Raw genomic sequence first — 15,943 nt, forward strand, 5'->3', positions numbered from 1 at the left:
TCTAGTAAATCCTAAGCTTACATCTTGCTCACCTCCTTTCAGGACAGTTTTTCTAGTTAGTCCCCTTTGAGGCTGAAAACTGATGTGAGGCAAGCTTAGATTTAAGAGACTTCTCATCCTTTTCTTTCTTTTTCTTCTTAAGCAGGAGGAAAAGCAAGATGAAGAAACCAATAATAAATACAAGAATTAAGATCCCTATTACAATAACTAAGGCCAGATTATTTTTTATCCAATCCCAGATTCCTGTTTTTTGTAATATTCCTGCATAGTTCAATGCGTCTTGAGATTTCTGTGCTTCCGCTTCGGTTATGGTAAAGTTAAATGTTCCACTTACTTTGTCTGCGCTATAATTAGCTTCAAAAATTGCGGAGTACTCTCCAGGAAGCAAAACTTTATCTTGTACCGTATAGACCATATCTGCTGTCGTACCCGCATAGATGGACTTCTCTAATGGTTGATTATTAAAACTCTCACTAAAGATACCATTACCCTGAGAGTCTCTTACTTGGAGGACACCGTGAGGCCTTTCTAAAATAGTTCCTTTGTTAGTAAGCTTTACAGTAAATTGAGAAAAACCGTTAGCTATGTACTCATGTTTGAAATCGTCGATGCTCATTTCGTGCTTAGACTGTTCAACTTGATTTTCAAGAACGATCTGTACGCCTATTCTTTGAGCCTTCTCAATCAACATGACAGCATTAGTCGAGTTCACCTCGGGTGTTCTCCTTTCAGAATTATCTAAAGATTCCTCTGCTGCCACTACTCCTACATACTGTCCAGGAACGATATTCTTTGGAACATTCACTGTGAAACTTAACTTCTTCTTCTCTTTCGCTTTAAGAGATACTTTAAAAGGTTCTGCAGGTTGTATCCACGAACCTACTGATGCTAATTCCTCATCTTTACCTGAGAACAGTTTGCCACCATTAACACCTGGTTTAGCATCTGCAGGATAAACCCAAACATCTAACGGTTCTTCTTTTAAGTTCTGTAGATAGAAATCATAGGTCTTTGATTCTCCTCCACTTACAGTATCTCTGTAAAAACCCGTAGATTGTTCTATCTCTTTAACTGGAGACAAAAGGAACTTAACATACTCTTGTGCTTCGACATGAGTATTTCCTATAACCATAAAGAAAAAAAAGCATAAGATTCCTAACATCCAGCTAGATTTTTTCACTTCGTCATCTCCTCTATTCTTCTGCTACCTTTAGATGGAGTAAGCCCCTAACTACCTGTAATTAACAGCGTCTCATCTTTTTTTGTAGTTAGCATGTTGAGCCAATTTGTTACTTTATCTAATTGTTCAGTATTAATAGTGTTTCTAGGTTGATAATCGCGAATGAAACTTTCCAGATTCTCAGTGGTTAGCACAGCTGTATTTGAATTTCTTTTTAAACTCACCTCTAATTCAACTTGGGGATGAGTAAATACAACGATCCCTTGTACCCACATTGGCAAACCAATGCTTTCAAGGTTCTTAGCAAGCACAAAAGTATGTATTCTGGTCATTGCCATAGGATTTCTAAGCGTCTTGGGTTCCGCGGTGTTATTTCCTGTCTGCTTGTACTGACACCAAACCTTATCTTCCTCAGATCCCACAATGCGGCCAGAACGATTCTTTCTGACGATGATAAAAACACCTTGATCTTGGACACGAATTTCCTCGATATTCACTTTAATATCCTCATGAAACAGCTCAATATTTTTGTATATCTGGTTAGGGCTATCATGACTAAGAGTATTTACTGGTTTTTTTTCTGTGGATTTTATTTCATGTCGAAATTTATTCTCCCTTAAAGTTTTGAATAGCAAGAAACATACAATTGCTAGGGACAATACGATTAAAATGATTGTTATTAAATTTTGTAACTCCAATTAATCCACCTACATAATCTGTATTTAGTTAAATATGACTTTCGTTGAAAGTATTAAGAGTAATATGAGATTCATGATAATAAGTAACGGGATACCTAACTTAAAAAGATGGTGCTTTGTTTTATGTCTAAAAAGGTACATCCCCATCCATACGCCTGTTGCCCCACCCAAGGCCGCGATTGCGAATAATCGCTTTTCTGGAACTCTCCGTGCTCTTATAATTGCCTGGCTCTTGTCGTACCACATGATGAACAAGCCAACAGTGTTAATAAGTGCAAAATAGCCGAATATTAGCATGCTTTTTCCCCTTAAAAATTTTAAAGAAATCTAATTAATCTAAATTGCAAGACAAATAATATTACTCTCGATCAAAGCTGATACTTCACCCCCTTTTAATTGTATGTATGTTAGTTAATATACTAATATACATATATATTAGTATCAATTATTTTCTTCTGAAAAGTACTATTTAATTCTTAGGATTTATGAAAAGTTGACTCCAGGGAATTTTGACTGTAGAAACAGATTGATTATACTTGGTTTCCTGTTCTACTATTTCGATGAGAGATCGGAGGATGGCAGCATCAAAAAGATAAGATTCTTCCTCCATTATTTTAGTTGCACAAACAGCACTTAATGGAGATTGGTATGGCCTGCCTCCAATGATCGTGGAAAATGTATCGCTTATAGCAGCTATCCGTCCACTTAAGGGGATCTGTTTACCCTTTAATCCTTTTAAGTATCCACTTCCATCAAAGCGTTCATGGTGGTAATCGACTATATTATTAATCGCTGATGGGAGTTCAAAGCTTTCTATTAGCTTAATTCCCTTTTGTACGTGTTCCGATAAACATGCCTTATCCTTGGTCGAAAGGACTCCGTTCCCTTTTAAAATATCGTCCCCCATGGCGATCTTCCCTAAATCATGAATTAAAGAACCGGCATAGTATAGCATTGATTGCTTAGAGTCATGGATCTGAGCGAGTTTATATGAATAATGAGCCATCAAGACAGAATGGTTAGCGGTTTGTTCATCTCTCAATTTTATACAGTAGAAAAGTGCATCAATAATCATCAAGTAGCTCTTTAAAGCCTGCTCATTCATCTTAGGCGATGGGTCCACTACGTTAACCATTAACTTACACCTACTTTTGTATTAATTTCACTGACGTCTCTTGATGCCAAGGCTTCATGATCTCCGTATACGACTACTCTGTTTTTCCCTGTCTTTTTTGCAACATACATAGCGTCATCAGCTCGTTTGATTAATTCGTCTGCAGATAGACCTTCAACAAATGTACTAAACCCTATACTTACAGTGATTGAGTAGATCCCCTCTTTCGTATCAAACGATGCCTCATTTTCCACCCTAGAACGGATGGTTTCTGTTAGCTCGGAAATATTCAGATTCGACTCTATAATTAAAGCGACGAATTCTTCTCCCCCGTATCTTCCTCCAACACCTACTCCTTCTAATTCCTCAATAAGGATTGATGAAACTTTCTTTAAAACCACATCACCTTTTTTATGTCCGAACGTATCATTTAACAGTTTGAAATTATCAATATCCAGAAAAATTAAATGTGCATCAACTTTTTTGTCTACGCTTCTAGTGACAAATGTCGTGAACTGTTTACGATTGTATAGTCCGGTTAAGGGATCCTGTATAGATGATTCATATGTATCACGAATTAATTGAATCAAGTAATCGACGATATACGAAATGATTACTGTGTAAGAAGAAATATATAGAAGAATGATAATTATCTCTAAAGGTGGACTATTTCCTATAAACAACCCGAGGATTACGACTATCTTAGAGAGTATAAATAAGATAATTGAAGACTTTGCTTTGTTATGCATAGCTGCAGCTAGGTAATACCATGCAGCTGTCGCTAACACAATTGATAACATAGGCTGAATCGCAGGAAACGGAATCAGTAGACCAGCTAGTCCAATTGCTCCACATCCTAGATAAACCACCGACTGCTCCCATCGCAGTACCGTGTTAGATAACTGGTAAAAGCTAAACAAGGTACAAACGAATAGTACGTCACCTAAGATTTGTGCTCTCAATGTCTGGCCATCAAATGCACCAAAAAGGGATAAAATATGATACACACTAGTTACAACTACTATAATGGTCAATTGAATATTGGTACTTGAGTTCTTACGTTTAGGCATTCTTCTAGTTAGATTCCACATTATATACAAAAGCGGCAGCATTATAACTGATTGTGAGAGTGACACTTAATCCCCCCTAAATGAAAGAGTTTTAGGGAAGGGGGCTACCCTTCCCTGTAAAACCATTTTTGAAATGTTAGAATGGAACCTGCGGACTAAAGTCATCTCGACTTGATAAATCGGCATGATAGAATACAACGTCTCCATCCTGTAAAGTAAATCTGTTACCAAAGGAGTCAAACTTAATTCGCTGATATCCTTCTAATTGCCATTGATTCATTAACGGCGCATTGATGTATTGCAAATGTGGGTTGTTTAGATCACCGTTACGAATGGTTTCGATATCAAAGTTCACGATGATATAGCCATTCTTAAAGAATATTGGAGAATTATCATCGAGCCCTCCGTGTGTACGTCCATACTCAGCAATATCTGTCCCTGCTTCTACCACATAGGGTTCTGCAGGTAAGCTGTACTCCCCATACCAATTCTGAACAGCTGCATTCGCACGTTGGACGTTCACAGAAGCTGGCAAGTTTGTTTTAGGACCTATAAAGGTACGTAGTTGCTCTGGAAGCAGCAGGAGATTATAGCCACCAACTGGAGTTTTTTGCTTGGCATCTTTACTTATAAACTGTTCCGTGTACTCCTGCTTCGTCATCGATCCAAGTTGCCCCGTTGTAAAGTAATTATCGAACTTAAAACTGGCCGTATCGATCATTTCTTCTGCAGGCACATTTCGAAGTCGATCATTCATAATGACATAGCGCTGTACCTTATCTTCTTCTGATCCAATCTTCACAAAATTACTCTCATTGGTTTTGTAATAAAGATCTACTGGAAAGCGATACTGACCATCTTTAGATACAAAGTGGAACGTCGGAGTAATTCGTATTCCATCCTCTTTGCCGAACATATTTCCTTTAGTTTTAAAATCGAATTTGAAGTGATAACCGGTTTTCACAGCTACATTTTTATAACCCTCTGCAGGATGACTACCAGGAAGAATTGGCAAAGTATATTGCTCGGAGTTTCCACGAGGAGCACCATCTATGCCGTTCATTCCAACCCAATATGATAAACCTGTAGGTAGTGTGCTTCCTATTTGTGTTCGGAAAACGGACTCCCAATTGTAATCAGCTATATCAGTTACTTGAAAATCGTACAGCCGGCCAATCACTTCGACGGAAACTTCATCGACAGCTACGTGGTTCACTAAGTCAAGATTTGCATCATACTGATATGGTAACTCTGGAGGAGCGTTCTCAGCTATGTTCCTGAAATACACCTGATAATCACCTTCATCAACCCATACTGGGAGGAAAAATTCTGTATCAAGCTGATTCACAGGAATATCAATCCAGGTATTCTTTGGATAAAATTGTGTCCGGCTACTGTTATAAACATCGAATGGAAACTGGACTTGCTTGGTTCTGAAATATTTTGCGTAATCACGATTACCGTAACCCGGATAGTTCCTATGTTGTCCATTCGTTGGTATCCGAACTGTAAATGGTCGATCCAATATGAATGCAGCACGATTATAGTTCGGGTTCGTCTTCTGATTATGTTCGCGGTCATCCGTTACCGAAGAGTAGTTTACAACAGGAGTATGAACGGTTACTGTATTTATCCCGTATATCGGGAAATTCTTATTACTACCACCGTTAATATTTCCTTCCATAAGACCATAGTAAATTGTCCCAGAACTTGTTGTATTTTCTCGGTTAGTCTTACTACTACTGATAATGTTCCCAGGCTTATACAACACGTTTTCATTAATTTGAGGCGGCTCAGGAATTGTTCTCGGCGTTGGTCCGCTTTCATCAACACGGCAGCCACTCATGATAGTAGCTCCGTTAAACACAAGTGAATCATTCGTCACTTCTACCTTCTTAACACCTTCTTCAGCAACGCTCTGCAAGTTTTCACTTGGTGGAGATGGTGGGCTCGAATAAGAGCTTCCACCGAAAGATCCTGGCGGTGCAACAATTGGATTTGGCGGTGATGGCGGATAAAAAGCACCTGTTTGATCCACTGTAAATTCTGGAGGCTCATACCCCTGTGGAGTGATACTTATCTGATCACCTGGTAATGCGTAATTTTTGAGCTGCCCTTCATCGATTTTATATACTTCCAAGTTATCAATCACCCAATATGAATAAGGCCTTTCAACTGTATACTGTTGCACTACCGTTTCAGGCATCTGTTGAGGATCCGGAATTGTTGTTGGTTCTCCATTCGGTCCAGGTGGACCTGGTTGACCAGGATCCCAGTGCAATGTCCAAGTCTTCTCTACATTAACTGTAAACGTACATACCCCAGACATCTGGACGAAAGAATGTTGAGCAAGGTAGTTTCGAGCAAGGATATTTCCATATAAGCTCTCTGATGTTGGAATACCTTGTAACACGTCAAATTGTTCACTGCCTCGTCGATCAGCCGAGATTTTAGCTGTTACGACTGGATCCATATATCGTCCATCAATAGTAGTTCCAGGAGTTGGTGCTGTACAACTAGCTTCAGGAATTTCCGGATCAGGCGGCGGTGGATTCCCCTCTTTCTTATAGTAAAAGTTCACATAGTAAATAGGGAAGGTAGCATCATACTTAAAGCCACTCGGATCTCCGGGCGTAATTTCTCCACCGCTTGGAGGTTCGACCGTACTTTTTTTATGGCCAACGTATGTATATTCCTCGGTGCCTGGTGTGTGGGTGAATCTATAGTCTACGTTTTTCTCAAGCTTCTCTTCCCGATCCTGAAATCCATCTACGTTATTTAGTCTTTGCCCCGTCGTCGTCCAGTGTTGGACGATGGCTTTTCCTTCTTCTGGTTCAAGTTCAATCGTGAACAGTGTAGGAAAGAAATAACGCCAACCTTCTACATTCTCTCCGAAAATTTGGCCGTTTTCAGTTTCTTCTTCAAGCCTCCTATCGACCTGCTTTACAGCTTCCAAAGTCCCATTCAACACGAAAACTTCCTTCTGCCCGACATTTGTTCCTTTGCCTACAACAGGCGTGTTTCTATAATTATTGTAACTCCTTGTTGAAGTGGCATCTTGATAGTATTGTTTGCGATTTACAGCCAATTCTCCCGTTCTCGAAGTTTCAAATGTCTCATCTGCAAGCTCCCAGTTAAAATCAAAAGGTTTAATTCTAATGTCTTTAATCTTACGGCTCGAACCAAACGTAAATTCATATGTTCCACCATCTACAACTGCGACTGTATCTCCTGGTTTATGGCCGCCGCCAGTCCATTGCCCCGAATTGTTTTTCCAAACCTCGTAATATACCATCCCTACGAAGTAGTATAGATTCGGATTGTCCTCGTCCTGAAGAAGGCGATTTGAGCTAATTGGAAAAACTGCTGCCTCGGCCTTCCCTGGATGAAGTGTAAACACGACGAGAATAGAAGATAGAATAAGTACCGCACTGAGTAAGGAGCTCATCATCTTTTTCATTCGGCTCGTTGTGCTCCTTACTTGAATGGATTAACAATGACAACTGCATAATTCTCTAAGTCGCCATCTTCCAGCAAAATATAATCCGCCTGATTAATTTTAAAGTTTCTCCAACCCTCATAGCTTTCAATGTATTTTCCAGTTTGGAACTTATCTGACCGACTTACCACAGGATAATGATTCATGGCCGTTTTATCACCGTTATTAATAAAAGCCGCATCTAAAACTTGACGACCTTTCGCATAATCGTTCTTAACAAGGAATGAAACTGGATTTCCTCTTTGACTGCTTCTAATCTGAACCAAATCATCTCCTGTTACTTGGTTCTTAACAATATCCAAACTGTAGACTACTTGACTATTTCCCAACTGAATTGGAAGGTCACTTTCCTTAATGATCTTTACTCCTGAATAAGCTTTATCATTCATGTTTGTAAATGCACTCTTTGTTTTCGTATACGCCTTGAACTCGCTCAATTTCGTAAGCTTGAACTCATTATCGTCTGTGCTTCGGAAATCTTTCTCCCCGATCCAGACCCAGCGGCTGATTTTGTCCCATTCTACTTTTTGACCGAGTCCTTCACTTACGAGACGAATCGGAACAAACGTCCGGTTCTGCTTCAGGATGATTTTTGTACCATAGTCCTTTTTCTTTCCGTTGACTAAAGCTGTCGTTTGGCCAACTGTCATCTTCACCGTGTGATCCTTACTTGTAATACCTACGGTTTGAACCTTTCCTGTTTTGGAATAGCTAACTTTAGCTCCGAGTGATTCCGAAACGAAACGGATCGGCACCATCACGCTGCCTTGAGCATCTTGAAATGGTTTTGCATCTGGAAAACTCATTTTTTTGGTGTTAAGAAGAACTTCTACTTGTTGAGAACTAGCTAAAGCGGACCCGGAAGTAAATCCTAACATTCCAAACGCTAGCACACCCGTCATGATAGTTAAAACTGTCTTTTTCATATCTTTTACTCCTTATCAAAATTATTTAATTTCTTTTCCTTAATGAGCCTATAAACGGTATGAGGAAACAATTGTTAGCGATGAGCTATCAATGGAGACAAAGATATAATAAATTTCAAATGCTCACTTCCCTTCAAGAAATGTCTTCATTATTATTGCATTAAATATTGTGTTATAACACAACACAGTACAGACTTTTTATTATTATTTATTGTTTTGATTTGTACACACCTTCGGGAAATATCCTTTCATTGCAGCTTCTTTTTCACTCGAAAACGCTTGTTCTATTCGATATTGAAAGCTACAAGATTCTCTGTAGTAATATTTCAATCCGGTTGAAGGATCCACTGCTCCATAAATTACCGGCGATTTAACCAACCTCCCTCCTCCAAACGCATAATTGTTGTAAAATTGATCTCCTATTGGAATCCCCTGGATAAAGGCCATAATTCCGATATCATCTACGGTATTGACCCAATCCTCTTGGGATATTGTAGGAAGTGTAAAAGTGTAGCTGATACCACTACGGGTCATAACTTCATTGTGTTTATTGATGAAATAAGCTAAGTCTTTTTGAACATTGCTGACAATCCAACTTTTTCTTGCTTCTTCAAACTGAACCGTACTGTTCAGGATCTGAATATCTGTTTTGTTTTGTAATTCCCATTGGTACCCCTCTATCCATTCTCGGTCAGAAGCGTCAAATGCATAAACGTAACTATCCAGAGTAAAATTCAAACTGTTGCCCTGTGAATCTGTGTAAGCATATGGTTTTTTAGGACGCCACATATGTTTCATTTCAGTTGTTCCATCAGCATTTTTGTACTCGCTAAGGGTATACAACCAGTACCCATCATAATCTAGCACGACTACAGCTGGTATGTAGGAAGCAAGGGTACTTTGTCCAACTGGATCATTCTGTACTTCAAAATTCAAATATAGTGTTTTAAAGAAAGTATCGATTGCCTGTTCTTTGTTTGCTTTAAAGTATTTTGAAGACTGATAACCAGCTTCGTATTCTTGCATTTCATTGATGTTTAGCATAAATCCAGCATCTTGCGCTGCTGTCTTAAGAGCTGCATCATATTTGTCTTCTAGCTGCGCTACGAGCATAAGATCATTTGTACGCAGATCCAAAACATAGTAGAAAGGGAAAAAGAAAAGGACAAAGACGATGGCCAGGTTAGTAATCCTCATTGAGTACCATCCCTCCATAATTCATAAAGATCTTTGGCACATCCCCGCTGTTACCTACCAATATAAAATCTTGCATTATAGTTGACATCGTTCGATTTTTATTCTTGACTGAAACGGTAATAAAATCATTTAATGCGAGCTTATATTTTCTTGAATCGTTTTCTGCAGGAATATTAGTTTCTGGAAAAAGAACCTTCATGATTTCTTCGGTATAATGACCTTCATAATATGTATCAAAAGAGTTTTGGAATGTTGCTGGATTCGCTGGGTCTGAATAAACAGGATTATACTTTTTGTGCATGTGCTCTAACGTTACGTCGTACACATTCCCTGTCTCCCCAAGTTTCTTATTAAACTGCAGATACATCTCAGGTGAGATATATCCTTTCGTTCTTACTGCATCTACAAATTCGGTAACTGTCTGATGGACTACAGTTTGAATCTGGTTATCATGACGTACCGTGGACTGATACAATGGATACAACATCATTAATATCAGAGCAATAAATCCAGCTACAAGTTTAGAAAATACATCCATCAATTCATCCCCTAGTTAAAAATGATCTTTGTTAATTCGCCTTTAGTATTTCTCTCATACACAACGCTATATGATTTATTGGGATCGATGTGAGAAACATCGGTATTATCAATAGTCAAATTTTTAGTAAAAAGTATGTCTTCAACTTCAATGTCTGAGTTGATTTCTTGAATTCGAAAGATACTGTAAATGACTTGTGCTCCAGAATATAATTCCTCGCCAGCCTCTTGAATTGTACTGAATACCCGATGATCTTCATTGGCTCGGACCTGAGGCAAATTGTTTGTACTTTGTTCTTGCGAAACTAGTCCCCAGAGTGCAAAAGATGCTGCAGATATAAAGATTAATATTGCAGTTGCTAAAGAAATGGAAGTTTCGGTATTCTCATTCATGAACAAGATCTCCCTTAATTTTATGGGAGGGATTCCCTTCAAGAGCCTAGGAATCCCATGTAATATCTTTTAATCATCCTTGAGTAAAAATGATTCCGCGTACGACATTGTTCTTATCGTAAACAACTTTAGAGTAGAACTTTCCTGATGGGTTGATATAGTTGCTGCTTGTTTGATCTTGTGCAGTGGTAATACTAATATTTTTTGTATCTCCTACGATTTCACCAGCAGCATTAAATGCATTTCCGTAAGTCATACTTCCACCTTTACCTGTAACTACTGTTAATCCAAATTGATCTTGGTTCATATACTGACGCACAGCATTCAATACTTGGCTACCAGTCATGGACGAATTATCGTAGTTGTTGTACTCCGATTGTGATAATGTTTGTTGAATTCCTGTCATTTTTTCTTGGCCAGTTTTCGCTCCTGCTTGGAAGACACCGAAAAGTAAAACTACCAATGTAATTAGTGCGATTGTCAGCATTATACCTCCGGATAATCGCAATCCGGTATTTGTTGATTCTTCCATTTTCTCTCTTCCCTTCGGCTAAATATTCATTATTTGTTGCATCGTCTGATCCATTTGTCCAATGGATACATAAATCATAGGAAACAATAGGTATAGGAAGATCAGCAGATATGCAGGTGCCCAACCACAAATTCTTCCCCACACAACTTTTTTACTAATGAGTCGATTCATGCGATCAATCTTTTGTTCCCTATGAAACTCTTGCTCCATTTCCAAATCATCAAAAGCCTCAATAAGTGGTATCTTTTCAAGTGCCAGCTGCAGTCGATTAACGATTCTCACAAATGAGATAAACGGTGCATCATCTTTAAGTTCTTCAAGTGCCCTTTCTGGACCACTGTCAAAGTTAGCGATGCACTTCCGTAGTGTGGGCTTAAATATTATGCTATATCTCTCCATCCATTCGAGGATTGACTGCACATTCATTCGTTCAAATTGACTAAGAATAGAAATGACCACATGGAATTGATCTACTTCATTTTGAATTTCCATGATTCTCATCTTTCTCTGGAATTGAGTCAACCATAGTGGAATGAAGAATCCGATACAGGCACCACCGATAGCAATGAGCAGCTCCCACCACTTAAAGTACTGATTGTTGAGAACTTCTATTTTCTCAATGATCCTGGTCACGGTATTATTTAAAGCAGCGCTTTCTGATGGAGCATCTGGCATTAATATTACCCTTTCTAAAACTGCTTCCCTGGTAAGAGTATCAGCCCCTTTCAAGTCACGAATTAGTGCATTATCAAAGTCTGTAAGTTCTTTTCCTCTTAATTTTTCTTCATCAGTCATGTAGCCCATCAAGTGTGATGCCTCTGTTGTTAGATTGGTATAAATTTGATGACTTGTATTCCAATGGAGAAAAAAGGAAAGCACGATGACCCCGATAAAGCAGGTCAAACTCACAACTATTCGTTGTATATAGAACCACTCAATCGTAAGTGGTGAGTTTGATTCTTTTAATAAAAGCGTTACTTCATAATGTTTTCTTGTCCTTTTAGAAGGTACAACACGGTCAATAATCCAACTTACACCAGGCCATTCATATACATGCTTCTCCCAATTTCGTCTAGATGTGGTCGTCATGTATCTTGATTCCTCAATCTCACTAATCTTGCGGACAAGCAAATAGAAAATAATGCACGCTGAATAAATGATTATCCGCAAAATATAGCCAATATTTCCGGAGTAAAATTGATTCATAATCGGGAAGTAAGTTGTTGCCCAGGTTTCAATCGGAAAAGTGAGGAGGATCGGTAATAATGCGAACAAAGACAAGTTACTAAGCTTATAACTTAGACGTCTTCTTCTTAGGACATCATCCCTGATCTCTCGAACCAGCTTGCTTAGAGCATTAAGAAACATAGATCCCTTAGAAACCAAACGGTCACCGTACTCCATTACTAAAAATGAGATACCAGCGAACATTTTTAAGTACCGATTAGGAACTACTGTATAGAAAGCTTCAAGGTCTTTCTTAGGATCTTTTGCAGTGAGTATCTCATGAATACGCTCCGCCTGAAGTTTCAAATCATGAGGGGAACGTTGTGCCCCTTGGTAAATCGCTTCATCTACCAATTTCAATTCTTGATAGTCATGACGAACTTCTTCAAGATAATTTACTAACTGTACAAGGAGCCGATCTTCAACACGCTTGACAAAAACATTAATGAGTAAAGTATTAAGAACGATAACACCCATGATTGAAAAGAGGACCATTACAAGGTTTTTACTGAAGATAGCCATAAGCGCAATTACAAGAAAGGAAATGGCAAGAACCTTCAGTGTAATCCGCATTGTCTCTCTTCTCAGTGTAAGCTCGTCATAAGGATTAATGGTTGCGAGACGAAACCGAACCTGTCTGATGAGTTTACCTAGAACAGGTAATTTCGATAACTCAACGTAAGATTTCTGATAGAACACGAGAAGTCTCTTATTGCTCTCCTTCTTAGACCCAAATGTCGATGTCTTATTTTTTCGAACTGAGACATAGTGGTAAACGCTTGATAAGACTAAAGCTATCAAACAAATAATCAACAATATTTGGATGTTAATCATAACTTACATGCCCCCAATGTTTGTTTAGGAAGGCTTTGAAATCACTTGCATCCTTAAGAGGCATAATCGCAAGCATTTGCTGTATTTTTTTCTTGGATAGAGGCTCACCAGCTACATATTTACCGTCCAGGTACTCTACAATGTTACGATCTTTCCATACACGTCCTGTTTTCCGCAGGAGTTCCTCTTTTTTAATTGCTATAAGTGCATCCATCTTGGACTCGAGAGTATCTCCGGACTTGATCTCTAGAAGTTCTGAGTCATCATGCTCTTGATAAATACATTCAGTGATACGTTCAATATAACGGTGACCAGTGTTGCTTCTTTCAACATGGACATCCAACTCAATGACTTTAGCCACCTGCTCTTCAGCAGTTTTTTGATCCGTTGCTGCTTGAGTGTTAATTAATGAATTTCGCAATGACCACATAAGGTCTCTAAAAGTTTTGGCATGGTGAGTAAAAACCGTAAATAAACTTGCGACTTGTCCCATCTTAATCATCCATGCAGCCACCTCATCAGTAGCGACTTCTCCTAATAGATTGACGGTTCCATCTGTTTTCTTCTGCAAATCAAGGCCTTGTTGACCAGTTATATAGTCCGTTTCACGAAATGCAATTGTATTCCGCTGTGGATACAGTTTCCGCAGGTTAAGTTCAAAAGCCATTTCTTGAATGCGTAAGTTATATACTGCTGGGATATACTTGACTGCTGCCATCATAAGAGACGTTTTACCAGAACCTTGTGGTCCAGTAATAGCAGTAATGCGAGCACCTTTCATTAGAAACTTCATCAACTCTCTAGGGAGCTCTGCATTTTCTGCTGTTTCATCTGATATCAGATTTTCTAAAGACATGTTGGGAAGGTCAAATTTTCGAACCCAGAATGCCCAGCTTTCTGAAAAAGGCGGTCGGACTACAACAACCCGCGAACCATCTTTCAACTCATTTACTTTGAAACCTGTCTGTTCTGTCATTTGACTCGGATTGTCATATTTATAGATGTTGTTGACGATTCTCTTTAGCTCCAACTCAGAATTAAAACTGAGAAAAGATAAATGAATTGATTTTCCTTTATAGAAAATCCATACACTTTCGTATCCGTGGTGTTTAATTTTTTTCATAGAGTTCATCAAATCCACTTCATCATCAAGCAGTTGCATTGAGCTAGGCACACCGGAAACCCCACCAGAAACGCCATCAACTCTCATGTTAAGGATGTCATCAATAACACCATATCCTTTGTACTGTGAGTACACTCTCTGAACCACAACACTCAGTCTATCCTGGAAATCCAGTTTAGTGTTCGCAAGTTCTGTCTTAAAGACCTTATTGATTTCTTCACTTGTGATAATGTAAGATTCTGTCGTTCCGTCTTCAATTTCTGACTTTAATTCATCGAGTTGATACTGACTTATCAGCTGCTCCAGTCCCTTAAATCCGAACTTCTTTTTATATAAATGAAGAAGGATATCAAACTTATCTTGATCACTTAATTTTTTGGGATCATTAAATGGGATGATCCAGTTAACATTCTCTTCATTGATCCCATACTTCCGTTCAAGTAGATCGTATATGTATTGCTTGAGATATACTTTCTCTTGAATATCACCGGTATTCGCGTTTTTAAGGGCTTTTTCCAGTTCAACTACTATTGCTTTTCGTCGTTCATATTCTTCATCAGATAAACCTAAATCCAGTAAATTCGTATTGATAAAATCACTTATCGTCCTTTTTACAAAGCCGAGTATCTGATCGATTTCATATCGTTTCCTGTCCATTTCATCTTTTTTAGATACTTGCTGGACGGGTTTGCGTCGTAATTTTAAAGTCAAAAACAATATAAGACCGATCAAAATGAGGACGATAATCAGATAGTTTAAAGTCGTCCCCATTAAGACACTCCTTTCTCAATACTTTTAATCTTTGTGTTGACTCCTACTTCCGTAAGAATGAATTCCGCTGCTCTACGTACTTCCTGCATGAAGTAATAATTATCATGATTTCTTGTGATGTATCGATTTTTCATGAAGAATCCCTTTATATCTCCATCATTGTAGTGATCTCTGAAATTAGTATTGTAAGGAATTGAGAGAATTGGACCTTTGTAACGGTACTTATTGGCTATGTTTTTAATTTTGTATTTTGATTCAACGTCATACTGACCAACCATCAAAACGTGAGGCTTGTTGTGCAGTTCCTCAGGCCAGTAGGTTTTACTTTCAAAGTACTTTTCTAAAACATTTATGTTCTGGTTAACACATACAACTATTAGATCCGAACTCTGAAGCATGGCTTTTCCTACTTCGCTATTCGTCCCACTATGAAGATCTAGCAGCATGGCATCATAATAAGTGCTTGCCTTCTCATATATAATTTTCAATACATCCGTCGATTCTTCGAATTGTGTTTGGTTAGGTTTTCCACTATTCTTCAAGAAATCAAGGCGATCCCGTTCAATGAATAACGAGTTGTTCCTGATGGAATTATTTTGTAACTTGCCTGAACGGACAGCTCGCTCTAAAGCATCAATACCAATTCCTGTGAAATCAAAAAATTCTGGATTAGATTGTTGCAAAGCCTTTCGGAAAGCCTGTTCTAAAGTGACATCGGACCATTGAGGCTGCGAACAAAGAGTTCGGATCTGATATTCCATTCCAACCAGTGCTGCTATCGCAGCGGTATTACTTGTAACTCCTAAGCCATGCTGGTATCCCCAAAATACAATTTGCCCCAT

The 15,943-nt window shown here is 38.6% G+C and carries 14 protein-coding genes; all 14 read right to left on the minus strand.

Annotation, left to right across the window (positions count from 1 at the left end; all coding sequences use genetic code 11):
• Positions 1 to 52 precede the first annotated feature (52 nt).
• The 14 genes from ACFQ3J_RS21230 to ACFQ3J_RS21295 all read right to left on the minus strand — a co-directional run bounded on the left by ACFQ3J_RS21230 (position 53) and on the right by ACFQ3J_RS21295 (position 15,943).
• A complete protein-coding gene (locus ACFQ3J_RS21230; RefSeq protein ID WP_090727231.1) occupies positions 53 to 1,180 on the minus strand; it encodes a COG1470 family protein in 1,128 nt (375 codons plus the stop codon).
• 47 nt (positions 1,181 to 1,227) lie between these two features.
• Positions 1,228 to 1,878 carry a nuclease-related domain-containing protein gene (locus tag ACFQ3J_RS21235; protein WP_090727232.1) on the minus strand — a complete coding sequence of 217 codons (651 nt, stop codon included), beginning with the start codon at positions 1,876 to 1,878 and terminating at the stop codon, positions 1,228 to 1,230.
• A gap of 24 nt (positions 1,879 to 1,902) precedes the next feature.
• Positions 1,903 to 2,175, minus strand: a complete 273-nt coding sequence (locus ACFQ3J_RS21240; protein ID WP_090727234.1) for a DUF1294 domain-containing protein — start codon at positions 2,173 to 2,175, stop codon at positions 1,903 to 1,905.
• Between the two features lie 172 nt (positions 2,176 to 2,347).
• Complete coding sequence (locus tag ACFQ3J_RS21245; RefSeq protein ID WP_090727235.1) at positions 2,348 to 3,013, minus strand: HD-GYP domain-containing protein; 666 nt, start codon at positions 3,011 to 3,013, stop codon at positions 2,348 to 2,350.
• Positions 3,013 to 4,128, minus strand: a complete 1,116-nt coding sequence (locus ACFQ3J_RS21250; protein WP_090727237.1) for a GGDEF domain-containing protein — start codon at positions 4,126 to 4,128, stop codon at positions 3,013 to 3,015. The genes ACFQ3J_RS21245 and ACFQ3J_RS21250 overlap by 1 nt, the downstream gene beginning before the upstream one ends.
• A gap of 70 nt (positions 4,129 to 4,198) precedes the next feature.
• Positions 4,199 to 7,522: a DUF5704 domain-containing protein gene (locus tag ACFQ3J_RS21255; protein ID WP_090727238.1), complete on the minus strand. Its 3,324-nt coding sequence runs from the start codon at positions 7,520 to 7,522 to the stop codon at positions 4,199 to 4,201.
• A gap of 17 nt (positions 7,523 to 7,539) precedes the next feature.
• Positions 7,540 to 8,487: a copper amine oxidase N-terminal domain-containing protein gene (locus ACFQ3J_RS21260; RefSeq protein ID WP_090727240.1), complete on the minus strand. Its 948-nt coding sequence runs from the start codon at positions 8,485 to 8,487 to the stop codon at positions 7,540 to 7,542.
• Between the two features lie 204 nt (positions 8,488 to 8,691).
• Entirely contained in the window at positions 8,692 to 9,684 is a 993-nt protein-coding gene (locus ACFQ3J_RS21265; protein WP_090727241.1) for a hypothetical protein, read from the minus strand.
• A complete protein-coding gene (locus ACFQ3J_RS21270) occupies positions 9,671 to 10,222 on the minus strand; it encodes a hypothetical protein (protein WP_256209919.1) in 552 nt (183 codons plus the stop codon). Before ACFQ3J_RS21270 ends, ACFQ3J_RS21265 begins: the two co-directional genes overlap by 14 nt.
• Before the next feature lie 11 nt (positions 10,223 to 10,233).
• Positions 10,234 to 10,614, minus strand: coding sequence for a hypothetical protein (locus ACFQ3J_RS21275; protein WP_090727245.1), 381 nt, complete (start codon positions 10,612 to 10,614; stop codon positions 10,234 to 10,236).
• Positions 10,615 to 10,687: 73 nt separating this feature from the next.
• Positions 10,688 to 11,146: an ABC transporter permease gene (locus ACFQ3J_RS21280; RefSeq protein WP_090727246.1), complete on the minus strand. Its 459-nt coding sequence runs from the start codon at positions 11,144 to 11,146 to the stop codon at positions 10,688 to 10,690.
• A gap of 18 nt (positions 11,147 to 11,164) precedes the next feature.
• On the minus strand, positions 11,165 to 12,946 hold the full coding sequence (locus ACFQ3J_RS21285; protein ID WP_143042153.1) for a hypothetical protein: 1,782 nt from the start codon (positions 12,944 to 12,946) through the stop codon (positions 11,165 to 11,167).
• Between the two features lie 253 nt (positions 12,947 to 13,199).
• Positions 13,200 to 15,101 carry an ATPase, T2SS/T4P/T4SS family gene (locus ACFQ3J_RS21290; RefSeq protein WP_090727249.1) on the minus strand — a complete coding sequence of 634 codons (1,902 nt, stop codon included), beginning with the start codon at positions 15,099 to 15,101 and terminating at the stop codon, positions 13,200 to 13,202.
• Entirely contained in the window at positions 15,101 to 15,943 is an 843-nt protein-coding gene (locus ACFQ3J_RS21295) for a hypothetical protein (RefSeq protein ID WP_090727251.1), read from the minus strand. The genes ACFQ3J_RS21290 and ACFQ3J_RS21295 overlap by 1 nt, the downstream gene beginning before the upstream one ends.

This window comes from Paenibacillus provencensis, from assembly GCF_042678545.1.
Lineage (GTDB): Bacteria > Bacillota > Bacilli > Paenibacillales > Paenibacillaceae > Paenibacillus > Paenibacillus provencensis.